This is a genomic window from Streptomyces sp. NPDC041968 (assembly GCF_055589025.1).
The window spans coordinates 287,092-309,023 of the sequence record NZ_JBVJCB010000005.1; the positions used below are offsets into that span (position 1 = coordinate 287,092).

The window sequence follows — 21,932 nt, forward strand, 5'->3', positions numbered from 1 at the left end:
GCCCCGGCGCACGGCACGCTGACCCGTATGACCGAACGCCTCTCGACACCGCCCTCCGACGGGTACCCCGGCGCAGCGCCCGGTGACCGCCTGCCGCCGGCCCGTTTCGCCTACGACCGGCACACCTGGAAGGAGATCGCCCATCTGCTGGCGAACTTCCCGGTGTCGCTGCTCGCCTTCGTCTACGTCGTGACGATGCTGTCCGTCGGCGTCGGGTTGACGGTGACGGTGGTCGGCTTCCCGTTGCTGGCGGTGGGGCTGATGGGTGCGCGGCTGCTGGGCAGGCTGGAGCGGGCGCGGGCCCGGGCGCTGCTCGGGGTGCGGGTGGACGAGCCGAGCCGGCTGCCGCGCCGGAGCGGGGACGGCTTCCTGCCCCGGTTGTGGATGGCGCTGAAGGACCCGGTGGGCTGGCGCACGGTCCTGTACGACTTCATACGGCTTCCTTGGGGCATCCTCACCTTCGTCATCACGTTGACCTCGCTGTTCGTGCTGTGGCCGGTCCTGCCGTTCATCGCGCGGGGTCTGGCCAACGCCGACCGGGCGATGGTGCGCGCGCTGCTGTCCCCGTCCGACGAGCTGGAGCGGCGCATCGCCGAGCTGGAGTCGGACCGGGGGATCGTGGTCGACACGGCCGCGGCGGACCTGCGGCGCATCGAGCGCGACCTGCACGACGGGGCGCAGGCCCGCCTGGTCAACCTGGCCATGGGGCTGGGGCTGGCCAAGGAGAAGCTCCTGGAGGACCCGGACACCGCCGCGGCCATGGTCGACGAGGCGCACGGCGAGGTGAAGCTGGCGTTGCAGGAGTTGCGGGACCTGGCGCGCGGTATCCATCCGGCCGTTCTGACCGACCGCGGTCTGGACGCGGCGCTCTCCTCGGTCGCCTCCCGCTGCACCTCGCCGGTCACGGTGACCGTCGACCTGGCGGAGCGCCCGGCGGCGGCCATCGAGGGCATCGCCTACTTCACCGTCTCGGAGCTGCTGCAGAACGTGAGCAAGCACAGCGGGGCGAAGTCCGCCTCGGTGGAGGTCTGGCGGTCCTCCGACCGGCTGCTCATCCAGGTGGGGGACGACGGTCGCGGCGGCGCGAGCCTCGACGGCGGGACCGGGATGAAGGGCCTCGCCGAGCGGTTGACGGCCGTCGACGGGCTCTTCGTCGTCGACTCGCCGGAGGGCGGCCCCACCCTGGTCACGGCCGAGCTGCCCTGGCGCGACCGCACGGCCGCCGACGACGCGCCCGCCTCCGGCACGAGGTAGGTGACCGAGCGGGGGTGGGGAAAACCCCCCTCCCGAGACGCCGACGGGCTCCATGGCCCGTGGGTGTGCGGTGCAGGAGGGTGGAGTTGCGACAGCAGAGCCGTAGGACGAGGAGAAGGACGGCACCGATGGCCACGGATTACGGACAGGGTTACGGGTTCGGGGGCGGGCCCCGTCTCGCCGGGGACGCCGGGGACGCCGAGGCGCGACGCCACCGGCTGCCGGCGGGGCTGCGGGCCCCCTTCGAGGGGCGCAGCCTGCGGGAGTTCGGCTATGTGCTGCTGGGCCTGCCGGTCGGCATCCTGCTCTTCACCTACGCCGTCACGATGGTGTCGCTGGGGGCCGGCCTGCTGGTGACGTTCCTGGGGGTCCCGGTGCTGGCGGCGGCGCTCGCCGGGTGCCGGGGCTTCGGCGCGATGGAACGGGCACGGGCCCGCGCCCTGCTGGGTCTCCAGGTGGCCGACCCGGAGCCGCTGCGCCGGCGGAAGCAGGGCGCGATGGGATGGATGGGAGCCGTGCTCAAGAGCGGCGCCTCGTGGCGGAGCCTGCTGTACGCGGTGCTGCAGTTCCCGTGGTCGGTGTTCTCGTTCGTCGTCGCCGTGAACTTCTGGACGGTCGGGTGGGCGATGCTGACGTACCCGCTGTGGTTCTGGGTGTTCCCGATGTGGGCCGGGCAGGACGGGATCCAGCTGTACGGCGACGAGACGCACAGCATCTACCTGGACAACCCCTTCGAGATCACCCTGACCGCGCTGGTCGGCCTGCTGATCACCTTGGCCACCCCGTGGATCGTCCGGGCGCTGACGACGGTGGACCGGTTGATGGTGCACGGGCTGCTGGGCCCGTCCCGGCTGGCGACGCGGGTCGTGGAGCTGGAGTCGGACCGCGGGGTCGTCGTCGACACGGCCGCGGCGGACCTGCGGCGCATCGAACGCGACCTGCACGACGGGGCGCAGGCCCGCCTGGTCAACCTGGCCATGGACCTCGGCCTGGCGAAGGAGAAGCTGCGGGAGGACCCGCGGGCGGCGGCGGTCATGGTGGACGAGGCGCACGGCGAGGTGAAGACGGCTCTCCAGGAGCTGCGGGACCTGGCCCGGGGCATCCACCCGGCGGTCCTGACCGACCGCGGCCTGGACGCGGCGCTGTCGGCGGTCGCGTCGCGGTGCACCGTGCCGGTGCGGGTGGAGGTCGACCTGACGGAGCGGCCCGCGTCGGCCATCGAGGGGATCGCGTACTTCACGGTGTCGGAGCTGCTGCAGAACATCAGCAAGCACGCCCGGGCCACGTCCGCCGCCGTGGAGGTGTGGCGGGTGCGGAACCGGCTGATGCTCCAGGTCGTGGACAACGGCGTGGGCGGCGCGGACGCGTCGGCCGGGTCGGGCCTGGCGGGTCTGGCGGAGCGCCTCGACGCGGTGGACGGCATCCTCGTCGTGGACTCGCCGGCCGGCGGACCGACGCGGGTGACGGCGGAGCTGCCCTGGCGGAGCGAGCCGGCCGCCAGGTGAGCGGGCGCGGGGCCGCCGCGCGAGACGCCGGCCGGGCCGGCCGGTCGGACGTCCCGGGGGCCGGCCCCCGGGACGACGTCGCAGGAACCGTCCGCCGCCTCCCCCGGCCCGGGCGACGTGACCGGAAAGCCGTCGCAGGGCGGCCGGTCCGGGCTTCCGCCCCGCTCCTCCCGCCCTCTTCCCGCTGCCCCGACGCATCCGGCCCCCGATCCTGGGATGCTGGACCTGTCGCACGGACGGTTCGTGGACGCGGCGTGGGCCGCGCGGGCCGTGCGGTGGACGGGCTTGGGGGGCCGAGATCGTGGAGGACAAGGTGCGGGTGGTCATCGCCGAGGATTCGGTGCTGCTCAGAGAGGGGCTGACCCGACTGCTGACCGACCGCGGGCACGAGGTCGTGGCCGGCGTCGGCGACGGGGAGGCGCTGATCAAGACCATCGCCGAACTGGACGCGCAGGGTGAGCTGCCGGACGTGGTGGTGGCGGACGTACGGATGCCGCCGACCCACACCGACGAGGGCGTGCGCGCCTCGGTGCAGCTGCGCAAGGCGCACCCCGGTCTCGGCGTGCTGGTGCTGTCGCAGTACGTGGAGGAGCGCTACGCCACGGAGTTGCTGGCCGGCTCCAGCCGCGGGGTCGGCTACCTGCTCAAGGACCGGGTGGCCGAGGTGCGGGAGTTCGTGGACGCGGTCGTGCGGGTCGCGCGGGGCGGGACGGCCCTGGACCCGGAGGTGGTCGCGCAGTTGCTCGGGCGCAGCCGCAAGCAGGACGTCCTGGCGGGGCTGACCCCCCGGGAGCGCGAGGTGCTGGGCCTGATGGCGGAGGGCCGGACCAACTCGGCGGTCGCGCGGCAGCTCGTCGTGAGCGACGGGGCGGTCGAGAAGCACGTCAGCAACATCTTCATGAAGCTGGGCCTGTCCCCGAGCGACGGGGACCACCGGCGGGTGCTCGCCGTCCTCACCTACCTCAACTCCTGACGCGGTCCACCGGCGGCTCACCGGCGCCGACCTGCGTCTCATCCGAACGAGTGAGGAACGGGGCCGGTGCGGGGCGCGTCGCCACGCGTGGCGCGGGGTGCGCGAACCGTGGGTCGCCGGGGCGGCGGGCCGCCCGGAGAGTCGTGTCCATCATGCGAATGTCCACCGGAAGTAAACCCTTGCGGACGTAGGGTTGATCCTGGGACGGCCGGTGAGCGACCGGTCCCCGGGACAGCCGCCTCGAGGGAGGTCCAGTTCAGTGACCAGCCAGGTCAGCAGCCCAGCGGAGCAGGCCGACGGAACCGACGAGACCGTCGTGGGAGCGCAGCGCAAACCGGTCGGGGCGAAGGACGTCCGCCGGCTGGACCGGGTGATCATCCGGTTCGCGGGGGACTCGGGCGACGGGATGCAGCTCACCGGCGACCGCTTCACCTCGGAGACGGCGTCTTTCGGCAACGACCTGTCGACGCTGCCGAACTTCCCGGCCGAGATCCGGGCGCCCGCCGGCACCCTGCCGGGTGTCTCGTCCTTCCAGTTGCACTTCGCCGACCACGACATCCTCACCCCCGGTGACGCCCCCAACGTGCTGGTCGCCATGAACCCGGCCGCACTGAAGGCGAACATCGACGACGTGCCGCGCGGCGCGGAGATCATCGTCAACACGGACGAGTTCACCAAGCGGGCGATGCAGAAGGTCGGCTACGACACCTCGCCCCTCGAAGACGGTTCGCTCGACGGCTACCACCTGCATCCGGTGCCGCTGACCACCCTGACCGTCGAGGCGCTCAAGGAGTTCGACCTCACCCGCAAGGAGGCCGAGCGCAGCAAGAACATGTTCGCGCTCGGGCTGCTGAGCTGGATGTACCACCGGCCGACGGAGGCCACGGAGAAGTTCCTGCGGACGAAGTTCGCGAAGAAGCCCGACATCGCCGCCGCCAACATCGCGGCCTACCGGGCGGGCTGGAACTTCGGTGAGACCACGGAGGACTTCGCGGTCTCCTACGAGGTGGCGCCGGCGGCGCAGGCGTTCCCGCCGGGCGTGTACCGCAACATCTCCGGGAACCTGGCGCTGTCCTACGGCCTGATCGCCGCGTCCCGCCAGGCCGATCTGCCGCTTTTCCTCGGCTCGTACCCCATCACCCCGGCCTCGGACATCCTGCACGAGCTGAGCAAGCACAAGAAATTCGGTGTGCGGAGCTTCCAGGCCGAGGACGAGATCGCGGGCATCGGCGCGGCGCTGGGCGCGGCGTTCGGCGGCTCGCTGGCCGTGACGACCACGAGCGGCCCGGGGGTGGCGCTCAAGAGCGAGACCATCGGGCTCGCGGTCTCGCTGGAGTTGCCGCTGCTGGTCGTGGACATCCAGCGCGGCGGGCCGTCCACTGGCCTGCCGACCAAGACGGAGCAGGCAGACCTCCTCCAGGCGATGTACGGGCGCAACGGCGAGGCGCCGGTCCCGGTCGTCGCCCCGCGCACCCCGGCCGACTGCTTCGACGCCGCGCTGGAGGCGGCCCGGATCGCGCTGACGTACCGCACCCCGGTCTTCCTGCTCTCGGACGGCTACCTGGCCAACGGCAGCGAGCCGTGGCGCGTCCCGGAGCCGGACGAGTTGCCGGACCTCGCGGTGCAGTTCACGCACACCGCCAACCACACCCTGGACGACGGCACCGAGGTGTTCTGGCCCTACAAGCGCGACCCGCACACCCTCGCCCGTCCCTGGGCGGTGCCGGGGACCCCGGGCCTGGAGCACCGGATCGGCGGCATCGAGAAGCAGGACGGCACCGGGAACATCTCGTACGACCCGGCCAACCACGACTTCATGGTCCGCACCCGGCAGGCCAAGGTCGACGGCATCGAGGTCCCCGACCTGGAGGTCGACGACCCGGACGGCGCGCGGACGCTGGTGCTGGGCTGGGGTTCGACGTACGGGCCGATCACGGCGGCCGTGCGCCGGCTGCGCGCCGCCGGTCACGCCGTCGCGCAGGCGCACCTGCGCCATCTCAACCCGTTCCCGCGCAATCTCGGAGCGGTGCTGAAGGAGTACGACAAGGTGGTGGTCCCCGAGATGAACCTCGGCCAGCTCGCCACGCTCGTCCGGGCGAAGTACCTGGTCGACGCCCAGTCGTACAACCAGGTCAACGGCATGCCGTTCAAGGCGGAACAGCTCGCCACGGTCCTGAAGGAGGCCATCGATGGCTGAGACGTCCACGGAAGAGAAACCGGTCGGCACCGGCACGGTCGAGGCACTGAAGCTGGTCCCCCGGGCCGAGGGCAAGCAGTCCATGAAGGACTTCAAGTCCGACCAGGAGGTGCGCTGGTGCCCTGGCTGCGGCGACTACGCCGTCCTCGCCGCCGTGCAGGGCTTCATGCCCCAGCTGGGTCTGGCGAGGGAGAACATCGTCTTCGTCTCCGGCATCGGCTGCTCCTCCCGGTTCCCGTACTACATGAACACCTACGGGATGCACTCGATCCACGGCCGCGCCCCCGCCATCGCCACCGGGCTCGCCTCCTCCCGCCGCGACCTGTCCGTGTGGGTCGTGACCGGTGACGGCGACGCGCTGTCCATCGGCGGCAACCACCTCATCCACGCCCTGCGCCGCAACGTCAACCTCAAGATCCTGCTGTTCAACAACCGGATCTACGGTCTGACCAAGGGCCAGTACTCCCCCACCTCCGAGGTCGGCAAGATCACCAAGTCGACCCCGATGGGTTCGCTGGACGCGCCCTTCAACCCGGTCTCCCTCGCGCTCGGCGCCGAGGCGTCCTTCGTCGCCCGGACCGTCGACTCGGACCGCAAGCACCTCACCGAGGTGCTGCGCCAGGCCGCCGAGCACCCGGGGACGGCCCTGGTGGAGATCTATCAGAACTGCAACATCTTCAACGACGGCGCCTTCGACGCCCTCAAGGACAGGCAGCAGGCCGAGGAGGCGGTGATCCGGCTCGAACACGGGCAGCCGATCCGCTTCGGGAGCGAGGGTTCCAAGGGGGTCGTGCGCGACCCGGCCACCGGCGACCTGGAGGTCGTCGCGGTCACGGCGGCCAACGAGGCGGACATCCTGGTCCACGACGCCCACTCCGCGTCCCCGACCACCGCCTTCGCCCTGTCCCGGCTCGCCGACCCGGACACCCTGCACCACACGCCGATCGGTGTGCTGCGCTCGGTCGAGCGGCCGGTCTACGACACGCTGATGGCGGACCAGCTCGACACCGCGGTCGAGAGGGACGGCAAGGGCGACCTCGCCGCGCTGCTCGCCGGCGGGGACACCTGGACGGTCGTCGGCTGACACCGGCGGCGCACGACCGTGAGGCCCGGGCGGGAACGCCCGGGCCTCTCGCATGCCCACGCCGGTCCGCAGGCACCTCAGAACCGGGGCGCTAACCAGAAGGTAAGTACCTTACTTCAAAGTGGGCACTGCTGCTTAGTTAGCGCACACCGTAGGGTCAATGGCATCGCACCCCCACAAGGAGTACTGAAGCCATGAACATCGTCGTCACCGGAGCCACCGGACACCTGGGCCGCCACGTCGTGGAGCAGCTGCTGGAGAAGGTGCCGGCCGACCGGATCACCGCCGTCGTCCGCGACCGGGACCGGGCCGCCGGCCTCGCCGCCCGCGGCGTCCGGCTTGCGGTCGCCGACTACAACAGCCCCGAGACCTTCGACGGCCTGTTCACCGCCGGCGACCGGGTCCTGCTGATCTCCGGCAACGAGTTCGACAAGGGCCGTGTCCAGCAGCACACGGTCGTGATCGAGGCGGCGCGGAAGGCCGGTGTCGCGCTGCTCGCCTACACCAGCGCCCCCAGCAGCCTCACGGCCGCGCTCGCCGACGACCACCGCGCGACGGAGGACGTCCTGGTCGGCTCGGGCCTGCCGTACGTGCTGCTGCGCAACGGCTGGTACCACGAGAACTACACCGAGCAGCTGGCCCCGGTCCTGGAGCACGGCGCCGTGGTGCAGGCGGCCGGCGAGGGCCGGATCTCCTCCGCCTCCCGCGCCGACTACGCGGCCGCCGCCGTCGCCGTACTGACCAGCGAGGGCCACGAGAACAAGGCGTACGAGCTGGGCGGCGACGAGGCCTGGGGCTTCGCCGAGTACGCCGCCGAACTGAGCCGGCAGACCGGCCAGGAGATCGTCTACACCCCGGTCTCCACCGAGGCCTACGCCGACATCCTCACCGGCGCCGGACTCCCCGGGCCGCTGGCCGCCGTGCTCGCGGGCGTGGACGGTGCCATCGAGAAGGGTGAACTGATCGTCTCCACCGGTGACCTGTCCCGGCTGGCCGGCCGCCCGACCACGCCGCTCGCCGAGGCCGTCTCCGCCGCGCTCAAGGCCTGACACCCGCCGACGACCCCGCCCGGCCGCCGCCTGTCATGACCGTATGCCGATACGGGCATGACAGAGGGCCGGGTGCGGCGCTACCTTCGTCGTGGCATGCGTCCGCCCCGGCATGCCACAGCGCGAGAAGGAGGTGCCCGTGGCCGGGTCGTCGAGGAGCGAACAGCGCATAGGCCTGCTGAACGGCTTCGCCGCCTACGGGATGTGGGGCCTCGTCCCGCTGTTCTGGCCGCTGCTCAAGCCCGCCGGGGCCGGGGAGATCCTCGCCCACCGGATGGTGTGGTCCCTCGCCTTCGTCGCCGTCGCCCTGCTGGTCGTACGGCGCTGGGCCTGGGCCGGTGAGCTGCTGCGGCAGCCGCGGAAGCTGGGGCTGATCACCGTGGCCGCCGCGGTCATCACCGTCAACTGGGGTGTCTACATCTGGGCCGTGAACAGCGGCCACGTCGTCGAGGCCTCGCTCGGGTACTTCATCAACCCGCTGGTCACCATCGCGATGGGCGTGCTGCTGCTCAAGGAGCGGCTGCGGCCCGTGCAGTGGGCGGCGGTCGGCACCGGCGCCGCGGCCGTGATCGTCCTCACCGTCGGCTACGGACGGCCGCCGTGGATCTCCCTCTGCCTCGCCTTCTCCTTCGCCACGTACGGCCTGGTGAAGAAGAAGGTCAACCTCGGCGGCGTCGAGTCGCTGGCCGCCGAGACGGCGATCCAGTTCCTGCCGGCGCTCGGCTTCCTGCTGTGGCTGGGCGCCCGCGGCGACTCCACCTTCACCACCGAGGGCGCGGGGCACACGGCCCTGCTCGCCGCGACCGGCGTGGTCACCGCGATCCCGCTGGTCTGCTTCGGCGCGGCGGCGATCCGGGTGCCGCTCTCCACGCTGGGGCTGCTGCAGTACCTCGCCCCGGTCTTCCAGTTCCTGCTCGGCATCCTCTACTTCGGCGAGGCCATGCCGCCCGAACGGTGGGCCGGTTTCGCGCTGGTCTGGCTGGCGCTGACGCTGCTCACCTGGGACGCCCTGCGCACCGTCCGCCGCACCGCCCGGGCGCTGAGGGCGCAGCTCGGCCGGACGGGCACCGGGGTGCCGCCGGTGAAGGCGGGTGCCGAGCGCGAGTCGGGGATCGTGGCCTCCGGGACGCCCGCCTCCGGCCCTGCCGGCCCCGAGCAGCGGGACGCGCCGGTGGCGAGGCCGTAGCCCTTCCCGCCCGGCGTCGGATCAGAGCGCGTCGGGCGTCCGCCGTGCGCGGTGCGCCCGCGCCTTCTCGCGGTTGCCGCAGTGCTCCATCGCGCACCAGCGGCGGCGCCCGGGGCGCGAGGTGTCCACGAAGAGCAGCAGGCAGTCGTGGGCGCCGCACTCGCGGATGCGGTCCGCGTACGGGCCGGTGAACAGCTCGATCGCGTCGCGCGCGACCGTCGACAGCAGGCGGACACCCGTGGCGCCCGGGGCCCAGCTCCGGGTGCCGTCCGGTTCGGCGCGGGTGACGAGCGAGGGCTCGGCCGCGACGGCGTTGACGGTCTCCAGGGCGCCCGGCCGGAGCGGCCGTCCGTGCGCGCGGTCCACGGTGAGCGTGAACAGGGCGTCGCGCAGGTCCCGGGCCCGCCGCACGTCCGCGTGGTCCACGGCCGGTTCCAGCCCACCCGGCAGCCGGCTGCGCCCGGCCCAGTCCACCAGGTCCGCGGGCTCGTGCAGGACCTCCCAGCGCGCGTAGTCGCCCGGGCCGCCGGTCGTCAGCAGTTCGAGGCAGAGGGCTCCCGGGTCGAAGCGGTACGGCTTGCCCTCACGCGTCACGAGCGTCAGCCCGGGGGGTGTTTTCGGCGATGTCGCCGTCCACTCACTCACATAACCAGTATAACTGGTTACATGACATCGACCTCGTCACCCGCCCCCGTGCACTTCAAGATCGTCATCGACGCCGCGGCTCCGCACGCGCAGGCGGACTTCTGGGCCGCCGCCCTCCATTACGAGGTGGAGGACAACAGCGCCCTCATCGGGAAACTGCTGGGCTTCGGGGCCGTACCGGCCGAGTCGACCGTCGAGTCCCACGGCCGCCGCGCCTGGCGGGACCTGGCCGCCGTACGGCATCCGGACGATCCGTACCAGGAGGAGAGCGGTGCCGGACTGGGGCGGCGCCTGCTGTTCCAGCGCGTGCCGGAGGTCAAGACCGGCAAGAACCGGCTCCACCTGGACCTGCACCCGGGCGAGGGGCAGCGCGAGGCGGAGGTCGCCCGGCTGGAGGCGCTCGGGGCGAGCGTCCTGCGGCAGGTGAAGGAGCAGGGCGGGGAGTGGGTGACGATGGCGGACCCGGAGGGGAACGAGTTCTGCGTCCACTAGGGCGGGCCGGCCAGGGGCTCCCGATATCCGCAACGCGGTGGCCGGATACCGGTCTTGACGCCGGGTCAGTCCCGGCCACACCATCCAGGCACCCCATTCACTGCGGAGTCCCCTCCCCAGGGCCTCCCTAGGAATCCGGAGCCCCCCACATGAAGCTCCCCCTTTCCGGGCGTTCCCTGACGGCCGGCGCCGTCGCGGTCGCCACCCTCATGACCGGTGGTTCGGTGGCCGGCGCGGCCTCCGCCTCCGAGCACCCCGCGGCCGTCGCCGCGGCTCCCGACATACCCGTAGCCAACGTCAAGGCGCACCTGACCCAGCTGCAGTCGATCGCCACGGCGAACGGCGGCAACCGCGCCCACGGCCGCCCCGGCTACCAGGCCTCGCTCGACTACGTGAAGGCCAGGCTGGACGCGGCCGGCTTCACCACCACGGTCCAGCGGTTCACCGCCTCCGGGCGCACCGGCTACAACCTGATAGCCGACTGGCCGGGCGGCGACGCGAATCAGGTTGTCATGGCCGGGTCACATCTGGACAGCGTCTCCTCCGGCCCCGGCATCAACGACAACGGCTCCGGCTCGGCGGCCGTCCTGGAGACCGCCCTCGCCGTGGCCCGCTCCGGCCACCAGCCCGCCAAGCACCTGCGCTTCGCCTGGTGGGGCGCGGAGGAGCTGGGTCTGGTCGGCTCGCGCTACTACGTCAACAGCCTCGGTTCGGCGGGCCGCGCCAAGATCAGCGGCTACCTGAACTTCGACATGATCGGCTCCCCCAACCCCGGCTACTTCGTCTACGACGACGATCCCACCATCGAGAAGACCTTCAAGGACTACTACGCCGGCCTCGGCGTCTCCACGGAGATCGAGACCGAGGGCGACGGCCGCTCCGACCACGCGCCGTTCAAGAACGCGGGCGTCCCCGTCGGCGGCCTGTTCAGCGGGGCCGACTACCGCAAGACGTCGGCGCAGGCGGCCAAGTGGGGCGGCACCGCGGGCCAGCCCTTCGACCGCTGCTACCACTCGTCCTGCGACACGACGGCCAACATCAACGACACGGCCCTGAACCGCAACAGCGACGCCATCGCGTACGCGATGTGGGAGCTGTCCCGTTAGAGCGGACGGCCCGGCACGGAAGCCGTCCGGTCAGCCGGTCGCGGCGCGGGCCCGTTCGGTGAGGCGGCCCATGCGGTTGCGGGCGGTCCGCAACTCCTCGGCGTCGTCCGCGGCCGGGCCCTCCTCGTCGGCGAGTTCGCTCCACAGGCCGACCAGTTCGCGGCCCAGCTCCAGGCCCCGTTCCGGGTCGCGTACGGCCCGCCAGGCGGTGGCCGCGCTGCGGACGTTGCCGTAGGCGGCCTCGGCGTCGCCCGCGCGGCGGTGTATCCGGGCCAGGTCCATGGAGAGATGGAAGGCACGGTCGGGGTCGCCGGACAAGTAGGCGATGTAGGCGGAGAGTTCGCGGAGCCGGAGCACCTCGGGGTGCTCCGGCCCCAGCGTCGTGGACGCCTCCGCCACGGTCTGCTCGGCCAACCGGGCCGCCTCTTCCGTACGCCCCTCCTTGACGGCCTCGTTGATACGGCCGGTCGGCTCCGCGAGGAGCGAGGGGGCGGTGGCGTCACCGGGCGCCGTGAGCGGCCCGTCCCCGAGCACGGCCTCGGCCACGGCGTCGAAGCCGCGGGCCGGGGTGGGGGCGGACCTGGGCGCCGGCTCGGCCGCGGCGGCGAGGCCGAGGTCGATGACGGGAACGGGAACGGGAGCGGGGCCGCACGACGGCTCGGAGGCCGTGGTCGGCTCGGGCTCCGGCTCGGGTACGTGGAGTGACCCGGACGCCTGGTACCGCTCGGGCTCACGGTCGTGGACCGGCTCGGGCCAGGCGACGGGCGCCGGCGTGGGCGTGGACCCGAACGCCGGGGCGCGCCCGGGAGGCGACACCGGCGGGGGCGTGACCGCTGACGCGCGCGTGATCGTCAGCCCGGATGCGGCGGCCGGTCCCGGTGCGGGCCGGGGGCGCGCGGCCCCGGTGGTCGTGGCACCGCCGTCCATCCGGGGCGGCGGCCCGAAGACCCCCGTCGGCGCCGCGACCGTACCGGGCGCCGGGGCCCCCGCCGGTGCGGCCGGGGCGCGCGGGGTGGACGTCGGCGCGGCATCACCGGCCGGCGTCCGCCGCTCCTCGGGCCCCGTCGGCCGGTGGGCCGTGGGGGCGCCGTCCCGTAGCGGTTCCACCGCGCGCAGCACGTGCGTGGACCGGTCCCGTCGTACGGGCCTCTCCGCGGGGCCCGTCGGGACCGGTTCCGCGGCGAGGTGGCTGGAGCCGTCGGGATCGACCCGGAGGGGGACGGAGCAGCCGATGCGCTCGTCGTGGATCGTGGCGAGGACCGGCGCGCCGACCGCGAGGGCGAGGCGGTGCAGGCGGTTCAGGACGGCGTTCTGGATCTCCTCACCGGGCGCCGCGACGACCACCGCGCCGTCGACCGAGGCACTGCGTGCGCCGGGCCCCGCCGCCGGCACGCGGACCTCGATCGGCGTCGCCGCAGGGGCGACCGGGGGCTCGGCGCCCTCGTGGTCCCGTTGCTCCTCGCGACCGAGTCGAGACATCGTTCCCCCACTCATCTGCGGCTTCCGTCGGCGGTTTCGGTTCCCGTACCGTCCAGAGCCTGTCATGCCCGTCGTACACCTGCTGACGAGTCTCTCCGCCCACTCGCCCTGCGCGCGTCACCGGGGTGTCACAGGCTCGTTCCAGGGGTCACTCCGGAGAGACCCATGGACAGATAGATGCGTACGCATATAATGCAGGTGCTGGTATCCGCTCACGACAATCGTTCTGGGGGACCCGATGACCCGCCGCTTCCTCTTCCTGCTGGGCAGCAGCCGTCCCGACGGCAACACCGAACTGCTCGCCCGGCGCGCCGCCGAACAGCTGCCGTCCGACGTCGAGCAGCGATGGATCGACCTGGCCGCGCATCCGCTGCCCGAGTTCGCGGACCTGCGCCACGACAGCGACCACACACGCCCCACCGAGGGAAACGCCGGTCTGCTGCTCGACGCGACGCTCGACGCGACCGACCTCGTGATCGCCTCGCCGCTGTACTGGTACTCGCTGTCCGCCCCGGTCAAGCGCTACCTGGACCACTGGTCCGGCTGGCTGCGCACCCCCGGCCTGGACTTCAAGGAGACCCTGTCCGGCCGCACCCTGTGGGGCGTCACCGCGCTCGCGCACGAGGAGCAGGAGGTCGCCGACCCGCTGATCGGCAGCCTCAACAACTCGGCGGCTTACATGGGCATGCGCTTCGGCGGGGTGCTGCTCGGCAACGGCAGCAGGCCCGGGGACGTCCTGCGGGACACGGACGCGCTGACCCGCGCCAAGACCTTCTTCGCGCGGGAGGCGCCACTCGCCCGCTTCCCGTACGAGGACACGGCTACGACGTGATGTCCTTCGTCGTGAACCGGGCCCAGGCCGCCGAACCGAACACCGCGGCGTAGAGGGCCTGGAGGCCCAGGTTCCTCACCAGGTCGTCCCAGTACACCGGTTCGCGCATCAGGTCGGCGAAGGACAGCCAGTAGTGCGAGAAGAAGTACGGCTGCACCGCGTCGAGCTGCGGGATCTGGTCGAGGATCTGGACGGTGATCAGCAGCCCGACCGTGGTCGCCATCGCCGCGATGCCGCTGCCGGTCAGGGTCGACACGAACAGGCCGAGGGCCGCGACGCCGAGGAGCGAGGCGGCGACGACCAGGGCGATCAGCAGCGCGCGCCCCAGGCCCTCGGCGTACGTGATCCGGGTGCCGGAGATGGTGACCAGGTCGCCGACCGGGAACAGCAGCGCCCCGACCGCGAGCGCCGACACCGCGACGACCAGGGTGGCGGCGAGGCAGAAGGCGATCACCGTGGCGTACTTGGCGAGCAGCAGCCGGGTACGGCCGGCCGGGGCGACCAGCAGGTAGCGGAGCGTGCCCGCACTCGCCTCGCCGGCGATCGCGTCGCCCGCGACGACACCGACGGCCATCGGCAGGAAGAACGGGAGGGTCGCGGCGAGCGCGGTGAAGACCAGGAAGAGACCGTTGTTGCTGATCTGCGAGATGAAGGCCGGCCCCTGACCGCCGCCACCGCCTCCGCCGCCGCCGAAGGACGCGCCGTCACTCGTCTCGATCTTCACGGCGATGCCGACCAGGACCGGCACGGCGGCCAGCACGCCCAGCAGGGCGAGGGTGCGCCAGCGCCGGAAGGTGATCCCCAGCTCGCTGCTCAGCAGCCCGAAGGTCCACAGCGGGCTCGGTGCACGCACCGCACTCGGCGCCTCAGCCCGCGACATCGAAACCCTCCCCGGTGAGCGCCACGAACGCGTCCTCCAGCGAGGCCCGCTCCACCGCGAAGCCCCGGACGCGGACCCCGGCCGACACCAGCGCCGCGTTCAGATCGGCGAGGTCGCCGTCGGGGGGTGGCTCCGCACTCACCCGGTCCTCGGCGATCAGCACGTCCGCGGCCCCCTGCTCCTTCAGCACCCGCGCGGCCTCCCCCGCGTCCGGGGTGGTCACCACCAGCCGGCCGCGTGCCCCCGCCGCCAGGTCGGCGACCGGGCCCTGGGTGATCAGCCGCCCCTGGGCCATCACGGCGGCGTGCGTGCACACCTGCTCGATCTCGTCCAGCAGGTGGGAGGAGAGGAAGACGGTGGTGCCGTCGGAGGCCAGTTCGCGCACGAGGGCACGGATCTCGCGCATGCCCTGGGGGTCGAGCCCGTTGGTCGGTTCGTCCAGGACGAGCAGGCGGCGCGGCTGGAGCAGCGCCGCGGCGAGCCCGAGCCGCTGCTTCATGCCGAGCGAGTACGCCTTCGCCTTCTTGCCGGCGGCGGCCGCGAGGCCGACCCGGTCCAGCGCCGCGGCGACGCGCTCGCGCCGGGTGCGCGGGTCGGCGGTCGGGTCGGCGGCGTCGTAGCGCAGCAGGTTGTCGCGGCCGGAGAGGAAGCCGTACAGGGCCGGGCCCTCGATGAGGGCCCCGACCTGGGGCAGCACGGTGCGGGCGGCGCGCGGCACGGGCCGGCCCAGCACGCGCGCCGTCCCCGAGGTCGGCTCGATCAGCCCCATCAGCATCCGGATGGTGGTGGTCTTGCCGGAGCCGTTGGGGCCGAGGAAGCCGAAGACGCTGCCCGCCGGGACGGTCAGGTCCAGACCGTCGACGGCGAGGTGTCCGCCGCCGTAGCGCTTGGTGAGCGCGCGGGTGGCGATGACGGCGTCCTCCACGCTCCCCCGGTCCGGGCGCTCCGGCTGCGCGGCGGCCGGTCGGGCCATCGGCTCCCTCTCCTGTCGTACGGGGACGGCGGTGCCGCTACTTCGCGGCGTCGGCCGCCTTGACCAGCGCGTCCTTGGTGACGGCACCGGCGTAGACCTGGCCGTCGTCCGTGATCAGGGCGTTGACCAGGCGGGTCTTGAAGACCGTGCCGGTACCGAAGTCGCCCTTGACCTGGTCGCCGAAGGAGCCCAGGAAGCCGCCGAGGCCACCGCCCGCGGCAGCCGTGGGCAGGCCCTGGCCGCCGGTGTCGAAGGTGGCGATCGCGTTCCAGCCCTCCCCGAGGACCTCCAGGCCGTCCGCCCCCTCCGCGAGACCGCCCCCGGCCCGGTGTCCCCGCTCCGGCGCCCCGGCCGCCTCGTCACCCTCGGTGACCTTCGCGCCCTTGGGCGGGGTGAAGTCGAACGTCGACGCGTCCGGCTTCGCGAAATCGACCTGGGTGAAGCCCGCGTCCACGACGGCGGCGCCGCCGCTCGCCGGGGTCAGCGTGAACTTGAGCGGCATACCGGTCCCGGCGTCCACCGCGACGGTGACGGCACCGACGGTGGACCCGGACTGCTTGGGCTTGATCACCAGCCGGTAGGCATCCCGGCCGGCCACCTGCGCGGTGCCGTCCACGGTCACCGAGGTGGTGTCGTCGACCGCCTTGAGTGCCTGGTCGGCGAAGTCCTTCGGGGTGACCGGCACCTCCTTCTCCCGCTGGCCGGCGGTGTCGGGGGCGGTGGAGTGGAAGACCTCGTTGGACGCGCTGTCGTAGCCCCAGACGTCCTTGCCGTCGTGGATCAGGCTGTACTCGGCGGCGTTCTCCAGCAGGGACAGCTTCTGCCGGTCGGGGCCGTCGGCGGCGACCCGCAGCGTGTGGGTGCCGGAGACCAGCCCGGTGAGCTTGGCCGACGGGTCGGCGGCGGAGCCGTCCTCGTCGCCGTCGGCCCCGGCGCCGGGGCCACCCGACATCCCGGACAGCAGGCCGCTCTCCAGGCCGCCGAGGTCCGGCAGGCCCAGATCCGTGCTGATCCTGACGGTGCCGGACAGCTGCTCGACGTCCGACTCGGCGATCTTCTGCAGCAGTTGCTCCGCCGTGATCTTCGGGAGGTCGGGGTCCCCGGAGTCGGCGAGCGCGGGGACGAGGCCGATCGTCGCGGCCGCCACTCCCATCACCGCGACCGGGACGACGTACCGCGCGGCCTTTCGCCGTCCGGCGCGCGTCTCCTCGCCCTCCCCGGCGGCGGTCGTGTTGTCGTCGGAATCGATCGGTGCCATGTGTGCCCTACCTCCGTCGTCGGCGGCGGCTGTCTCGCGACCTCGCACTCGTTCTCTCACCCGTGAGCCGCCATTCTCACCCGAATCGGTGAGGATTGGTGTTTTCCGTAGTGACCATCTGACCAAATACGCCGGGCGGAAGCGTCAGACCGCGGGCTCAACTCCGCGTACTCCTGCGGGATGAGACGCAGGGGCGGCGACTCCCCCGGCCCGTAGGGGTGGGGTGCACCGTCCGGTGCACGCGCCCCCGCGGAAGCGGGTGCGCCGCCATCCCGCTGCCGACCGGCCCTCACGGGCGGCCCCTACCGGGCAGCGATACCGGCACCGGCACGCGTGACGGCGCCGACCCGGCCGGCGAGGCTCAGCCGGCCCGGTGCACCACGGCCTCGCACAGCTCCACCAGCGCGGTCTTCGCGTCGCACTCCTTGAGCGGGGCCAGCGCCGCCCGGGCCTCCTCGGCGTACCGGACGGTGTCCCGGCGCGCCTGCTCCAGCGCGGGGTGGGCGCGCAGCAGGCGCAGTGCCTCCGCGTGCCGGGCGTCGTCGCTCAGGTCGGAGTCCAGCAGCTCGCACAGGGCGACGTCCTCGGCCAGCCCCAGCCGGGCCGCCCGCTCGCGCAGCCGCAGCACCGGGAGGGTCGGAATGCCCTCCCGCAGGTCGGTGCCGGGCGTCTTGCCCGACTCGTGGGAGTCGGAGGCGATGTCCAGGACGTCGTCCGCGAGCTGGAAGGCGACCCCGAGCCGCTCGCCGTACTGGGTCAGGACGTCCACGACCGTCTCGTCGGCGCCGGACATCATCGCGCCGAACCGGCAGGAGACGGCCACCAGCGATCCCGTCTTGCCGCCCAGCACGTCCAGGTAGTGGTCGACCGGGTCCCGGCCGTCCTGCGGGCCCGCCGTCTCCAGGATCTGGCCGGTCACCAGCCGCTCGAAGGCCAGGGCCTGCACGCGGACCGCCTCGGGGCCGAGGTCGGCGAGGATCTGGGAGGCGCGGGCGAACAGGAAGTCGCCGGTGAGGACCGCGACCGAGTTGTCCCAGCGGGTGTTCGCGCTGGGCACACCGCGCCGTACGGCGGCCTCGTCCATCACGTCGTCGTGGTACAGCGTGGCGAGGTGGGTCAGCTCCACGACGACCGCCGAGGGCACGATGCCGGGGGCGTAGGGGTCGCCGAACTGGGACGCGAGCATCACCAGCAACGGGCGGAACCGTTTGCCTCCCGCCCGCACCAGGTGCTGGGCGGCCTCCGTGATGAAGGGCACCTCGCTCTTGGTTGCCTCGAGCAACCCTTCCTCGACAGCAACCAATCCGGCCTGGACATCGGCTTCCAGAGCCTGGTCCCGCACGCTCAGCCCGAACGGCCCGACGACGGTCACGAGGGGTCTCCTGTCTGCTGGTGTCTACTGGCGATTACCTGGTTTGTCGATAGGTCGCTGCCACCACTCAAGTCAGCGTATCCGGTCACGTTTCGATCACCGCTAGCGCCCACCGTTACAGGCCGGTCGGTATCGGATCATGCGCGGCAAGTTTTTGATCAGGCGATATGAGCAGATATTGATCGACATCGCTGGAGGGACGCGGCCCGGAGCACGAGCGGACCGGGAGCCGCCACGGAAGATCCCATCACCCCTCCCAACGGCCCGCACTCCGAGAACGTCACCCACTCGGCACACCCCCTCCCGTGCCGAACGGATGCCCGCACAGTGCACGGGAACACCGGACGGGACGGGGCCCTGAGGGCGGCCCCCACAGGGGAGCGCGCGACGGCCGGCGCCGTCCGAGGGGTGGCAGAACCGGCGAGCCGTTCCGCACCGCACTCCCCACCCGCGGCCGGTTGGCGCACAGTTGGGATTAATGCCCGATTTGCCGCTCTTGTTGAGCCCCGTGAGTTGGCTCACTCCGTCCCCCCTGTGAGCAACCGCGTCGCCGACTGTGTCCTCCCTTTGCCCCGCAAGCCAGTTGAGGCTTGGCAGACGCAAAGGATCAAGCACCCCAAACACCCCAGATCAAGGTCAACAGGAGTGTTGGGTGATTCCTGCACTTGTTCCGGACATGTGCTCTCGCATACGTTCCCGGCCTGTCGGGCGGACGCCGAATCCTGCCACCGCCCGAACGCACAGTCATCCACCAACAAACTCGCAGGCAGGAGCGGGGGACCCAGGTAAGTCGCCGCACCGGTCACCACCGGAGCGGCTCGGGGTGAAGCCGTACCCGTCAGGGCGCGGCCGGGCACCTCCCCGCCCGAACCCGACAGCTCACCTCGCAGGCGTAAGGAGAGGGACTCAAGCATGTCTGCCAACGGTCAGAACCGTCACGCCCGGACCGCCCGCATCGCCCGCAAGCTCGCCGTCGCCGGCACCGGCGCCGCCGTGCTCGCCCTGCCGCTCATCGGCGCCACCGGCGCGTCCGCCGCCACCCCGGCCGCCGCCCCGGCCGCCGCCACCGCCGCGACCACGTACCCGAACACGCTCGACGGCTGGATCCGCGAGTCGCTCGACGTCATGGCGCAGCACGGCATTCCCGGCTCCTACGAGGGCATCCACCGCAACATCATGCGGGAGTCCTCCGGCAACCCGCTCGCGATCAACAACTGGGACATCAACGCCATCAACGGCACTCCGTCCAAGGGCCTGCTCCAGGTGATCGACCCGACCTTCCAGGCGTACCACGTGCCCGGCACCTCCTGGGACCCGTACGACCCGGTCGCCAACATCACCGCGGCCTGCAACTACGCGGCCGACCGGTACGGCTCGATGGACAACGTCTTCGGCGCGTACTGAGCCGTACTGCGTCGTACCGAGTCGTACTGAGTCGTACTGACTCGCACATGGGGGTGCCCCCCGCGGCGGCGGCCGCGCTAGGAGGTACCGAAGATCCGCTCGAGGACGACGGCCACGCCGTCGTCCTCGTTCGTGAGGGTGACCTCGTCCGCCACCGCCCTGAGTTCGGGATGGGCGTCGGCCATGGCGACACCGCGGGCGGCCCAGTGGAACATCGGGATGTCGTTGGGCATGTCGCCGAAGGCGATCGTCCGCCGCCGGCTCTGCCCGAGGTGCTCGGCGGCCAGCGCCAGGCCGGTCGCCTTGGTGATGCCGCACGGCTGGAGCTCCACCGTCCCGGGCCCGGACATCGTGACCGTGGCGAGGGAGCCGACCACCGCGCGCGCCGTCGCCGCCAACTCGTCGTCGCCGAGGTCGGGATGGCGCAGCAGCACCTTGCTGATCGGCGCCTCCCACAGTTCGTCGCGCCGCTCGACCCGTACCGCGGGCAGCGTCGGATGGGGCATGAGGTACCCCGGCTCGATGAGCGTGAGGCCGTCCACGCCGTCCTGGTCGACGGCGGCGTGCACCTGGCCGACCTCGGCCTCGATCTTGCCGAGCGCGGTCTCGGCCAGCTCCCGGTCCAGGGTGACCGACCACAGCATCCGGTGCGCGCCGGCGTCGTACACCTGCGCGCCCTGTCCGCACACCGCGAGCCCCGTGCAGCCGAGACGGTCGAGCAGGGACCGGACCCGGGGGGCCGGCCGGCCGGTCACCACCAGGTGTCGCGCACCCGCCTCGGCCACCCGTGCCAGCGCGGCCAGCGACCGGTCGGAGACGGTGTCGTCGCCGCGGAGCAGCGTGCCGTCGAGGTCGGTGGCGACGAGTGAATACGCGGTGCGGTCCATGATCAGAGAATACGGACACCGGACCTGTCCGACTCACCCGCGATCGCATCCGAACGAGGACGCGCGAGTACGGCACGAGTGCGCACGAGTAGGGCGCAAGTACGCGCGAGGACGCACGTTCGTGTCCGGAACCTGGCACATCTCCCCTAAGGCCGGTTCAAGGCCTGTGCACCGATTGGCAACAAGATGGCCCGCCGCCTACCGGCCGGGCCCCCCGGGGGGTACCTTCCTGTTGTCCAGGGGGACTTGATCGGGGGGTCGGGTTGAACGGCGGACGTGTGCGCGTGCTCAGGCCGGAGGAGCTGGGCGAGGGGGAACGGGAGCACTGGCGCGAGCTGCGCGCCAAGTCGGCGGCGCCCCGCAGTCCCTTCATGGAGCCGGAGTTCACCGACGTCGTGGGCCGGGTACGGCCGCGGGCGCGGGTGGCCGTGGTGTACGAGGGCGGCGAGGCGGCCGGTTTCCTGCCGCACGAGCGCGGCGCGCTGGGTCAGGGCCGGGCGATCGGGCTCGGGGTCTCGGACTGCCAGGGCGCGGTGCTGCGCGAGGGACTCGTCCCGGACACCCGCCGGCTGCTCAGGGCCTGTTCCCTGTCGAGCCTGGCCTTCGACAACCTGGAGGCGGACCAGGCGTTGTTCGTCCCGTTCGCGGCGGAGGAACACACCACGTACGTCGTCGACGTGGCGCAGGGGTACGAGGCGTACGAGAGCGCGCTGCGCGTCCGGTCGCCGAAGTTCCTGAAGACCACGCTCGCCAAGGAGCGCAGGCTCGGCCGCCAGGCCGGGGAGGTGCGCTTCGTGTTCGACGAGCGCGAGCCGGCCGCCCTGCGCACGCTGGTGGCGTGGAAGTCGGCGCAGTACCGCAGGACGGGGCGCCGGGACCGGTTCGCGCGGGAGTGGATCACCCGGCTCGTGGCCCGGCTGGCCGAGACCCGGGCACCGGAGTGCACGGGCACGCTGTCCGTGCTCTACGCCGGCGGCCGGCCGGTCGCCGCCCACTTCGGGCTGCGTTCGGCGACGGTCCTGGCGTGCTGGTTCCCGGCCTACGACCCGTCCTTCGCCAAGTACTCGCCGGGGCTGGTCCTGCATCTGCGCATGGCCGAGGCGGCCGCCGCCGGGGGGATCGGCCTGCTGGACCTGGGCCGGGGTGCGGCGGAGTACAAGGACGCGCTCAGGACCGGTGGAATGCCCGTGTACGAGGGCGCCGCCACGCGCCCGGGGGCGGGCGCCGCGCTGCACCGGCTCGGCCGCGAACCGGCCCGCCGCGCGCACGGCTTCGTGCGCGACCGTCCCCGGCTGGCCTCGCTGGCGGTACGGACGCTCAGGGGCGCGGCCCGGCTGCGCCGGTCATGACCAAGGG

19 protein-coding genes and 1 riboswitch are annotated in these 21,932 nt (G+C 72.5%); of the genes, 12 read left to right on the forward strand and 7 right to left on the reverse strand.

Going from position 1 to position 21,932, the window contains the following annotated elements; all coding sequences use genetic code 11:
* The first annotated feature begins 27 nt into the window (after positions 1 to 27).
* The 7 genes from ACZ6EG_RS15010 to rarD all read left to right on the forward strand — a co-directional run bounded on the left by ACZ6EG_RS15010 (position 28) and on the right by rarD (position 9,248).
* Positions 28 to 1,254, forward strand: a complete 1,227-nt coding sequence (locus tag ACZ6EG_RS15010) for a sensor histidine kinase (protein WP_469604703.1) — start codon at positions 28 to 30, stop codon at positions 1,252 to 1,254.
* Positions 1,255 to 1,382: 128 nt separating this feature from the next.
* Positions 1,383 to 2,759 (forward strand): sensor histidine kinase, encoded by a 1,377-nt coding sequence (locus tag ACZ6EG_RS15015; RefSeq protein WP_469604706.1) that lies wholly within the window; start codon positions 1,383 to 1,385, stop codon positions 2,757 to 2,759.
* Positions 2,760 to 3,060: 301 nt separating this feature from the next.
* Positions 3,061 to 3,732: a response regulator transcription factor gene (locus ACZ6EG_RS15020; protein ID WP_356609148.1), complete on the forward strand. Its 672-nt coding sequence runs from the start codon at positions 3,061 to 3,063 to the stop codon at positions 3,730 to 3,732.
* A 259-nt stretch (positions 3,733 to 3,991) separates the two neighbouring features.
* Entirely contained in the window at positions 3,992 to 5,929 is a 1,938-nt protein-coding gene (locus ACZ6EG_RS15025; protein ID WP_469604710.1) for a 2-oxoacid:acceptor oxidoreductase subunit alpha, read from the forward strand.
* Positions 5,922 to 7,013, forward strand: coding sequence for a 2-oxoacid:ferredoxin oxidoreductase subunit beta (locus tag ACZ6EG_RS15030; protein ID WP_391970005.1), 1,092 nt, complete (start codon positions 5,922 to 5,924; stop codon positions 7,011 to 7,013). The genes ACZ6EG_RS15025 and ACZ6EG_RS15030 overlap by 8 nt, the downstream gene beginning before the upstream one ends.
* Before the next feature lie 194 nt (positions 7,014 to 7,207).
* A complete protein-coding gene (locus tag ACZ6EG_RS15035) occupies positions 7,208 to 8,062 on the forward strand; it encodes an SDR family oxidoreductase (protein ID WP_469604714.1) in 855 nt (284 codons plus the stop codon).
* A gap of 139 nt (positions 8,063 to 8,201) precedes the next feature.
* Positions 8,202 to 9,248, forward strand: a complete 1,047-nt coding sequence (gene rarD / locus ACZ6EG_RS15040) for an EamA family transporter RarD (protein ID WP_469604717.1) — start codon at positions 8,202 to 8,204, stop codon at positions 9,246 to 9,248.
* Between the two features lie 21 nt (positions 9,249 to 9,269).
* On the opposite strand, the gene ACZ6EG_RS15045 is transcribed toward rarD, so the two are convergent.
* On the reverse strand, positions 9,270 to 9,893 hold the full coding sequence (locus tag ACZ6EG_RS15045; protein WP_391970008.1) for a CGNR zinc finger domain-containing protein: 624 nt from the start codon (positions 9,891 to 9,893) through the stop codon (positions 9,270 to 9,272).
* A gap of 21 nt (positions 9,894 to 9,914) precedes the next feature.
* On the opposite strand from ACZ6EG_RS15045, the gene ACZ6EG_RS15050 reads away from it, so the two are divergent.
* A complete protein-coding gene (locus tag ACZ6EG_RS15050) occupies positions 9,915 to 10,385 on the forward strand; it encodes a VOC family protein (RefSeq protein WP_469604721.1) in 471 nt (156 codons plus the stop codon).
* A 149-nt stretch (positions 10,386 to 10,534) separates the two neighbouring features.
* On the forward strand, positions 10,535 to 11,491 hold the full coding sequence (locus ACZ6EG_RS15055; RefSeq protein ID WP_391970010.1) for a M28 family metallopeptidase: 957 nt from the start codon (positions 10,535 to 10,537) through the stop codon (positions 11,489 to 11,491).
* Between the two features lie 30 nt (positions 11,492 to 11,521).
* Here ACZ6EG_RS15055 and ACZ6EG_RS15060 read toward each other — a convergent pair whose 3' ends face one another.
* Positions 11,522 to 12,970 carry a tetratricopeptide repeat protein gene (locus ACZ6EG_RS15060; RefSeq protein WP_391970011.1) on the reverse strand — a complete coding sequence of 483 codons (1,449 nt, stop codon included), beginning with the start codon at positions 12,968 to 12,970 and terminating at the stop codon, positions 11,522 to 11,524.
* Positions 12,971 to 13,208: 238 nt separating this feature from the next.
* Between ACZ6EG_RS15060 and ACZ6EG_RS15065 the strand changes: the two genes are divergently transcribed.
* On the forward strand, positions 13,209 to 13,802 hold the full coding sequence (locus tag ACZ6EG_RS15065) for a flavodoxin family protein (protein WP_391970012.1): 594 nt from the start codon (positions 13,209 to 13,211) through the stop codon (positions 13,800 to 13,802).
* Here the strand turns inward: ACZ6EG_RS15065 and ACZ6EG_RS15070 are convergent.
* The 4 genes from ACZ6EG_RS15070 to ACZ6EG_RS15085 form a co-directional block, all read right to left on the reverse strand.
* Positions 13,792 to 14,682, reverse strand: a complete 891-nt coding sequence (locus ACZ6EG_RS15070) for an ABC transporter permease (RefSeq protein ID WP_391970013.1) — start codon at positions 14,680 to 14,682, stop codon at positions 13,792 to 13,794. The two genes, ACZ6EG_RS15065 and ACZ6EG_RS15070, sit on opposite strands and share 11 nt — an antisense overlap.
* Positions 14,669 to 15,655: an ABC transporter ATP-binding protein gene (locus tag ACZ6EG_RS15075; RefSeq protein ID WP_391970014.1), complete on the reverse strand. Its 987-nt coding sequence runs from the start codon at positions 15,653 to 15,655 to the stop codon at positions 14,669 to 14,671. The genes ACZ6EG_RS15070 and ACZ6EG_RS15075 overlap by 14 nt, the downstream gene beginning before the upstream one ends.
* Before the next feature lie 37 nt (positions 15,656 to 15,692).
* Positions 15,693 to 16,913 carry a LolA family protein gene (locus tag ACZ6EG_RS15080; RefSeq protein ID WP_469604728.1) on the reverse strand — a complete coding sequence of 407 codons (1,221 nt, stop codon included), beginning with the start codon at positions 16,911 to 16,913 and terminating at the stop codon, positions 15,693 to 15,695.
* 361 nt (positions 16,914 to 17,274) lie between these two features.
* Complete coding sequence (locus ACZ6EG_RS15085; protein ID WP_356609173.1) at positions 17,275 to 18,285, reverse strand: polyprenyl synthetase family protein; 1,011 nt, start codon at positions 18,283 to 18,285, stop codon at positions 17,275 to 17,277.
* A gap of 739 nt (positions 18,286 to 19,024) precedes the next feature.
* Positions 19,025 to 19,192: riboswitch (cyclic di-AMP (ydaO/yuaA leader) on the forward strand.
* A 5-nt stretch (positions 19,193 to 19,197) separates the two neighbouring features.
* On the opposite strand from ACZ6EG_RS15085, the gene ACZ6EG_RS15090 reads away from it, so the two are divergent.
* Positions 19,198 to 19,689 carry a transglycosylase SLT domain-containing protein gene (locus ACZ6EG_RS15090; protein ID WP_391970016.1) on the forward strand — a complete coding sequence of 164 codons (492 nt, stop codon included), beginning with the start codon at positions 19,198 to 19,200 and terminating at the stop codon, positions 19,687 to 19,689.
* Positions 19,690 to 19,766: 77 nt separating this feature from the next.
* Here the strand turns inward: ACZ6EG_RS15090 and ACZ6EG_RS15095 are convergent, their stop codons facing one another.
* Positions 19,767 to 20,576: an HAD family hydrolase gene (locus ACZ6EG_RS15095; protein ID WP_391970017.1), complete on the reverse strand. Its 810-nt coding sequence runs from the start codon at positions 20,574 to 20,576 to the stop codon at positions 19,767 to 19,769.
* A 284-nt stretch (positions 20,577 to 20,860) separates the two neighbouring features.
* Between ACZ6EG_RS15095 and ACZ6EG_RS15100 the strand changes: the two genes are divergently transcribed.
* Positions 20,861 to 21,925, forward strand: coding sequence for a GNAT family N-acetyltransferase (locus ACZ6EG_RS15100; RefSeq protein WP_391970018.1), 1,065 nt, complete (start codon positions 20,861 to 20,863; stop codon positions 21,923 to 21,925).
* Positions 21,926 to 21,932 lie beyond the last annotated feature (7 nt).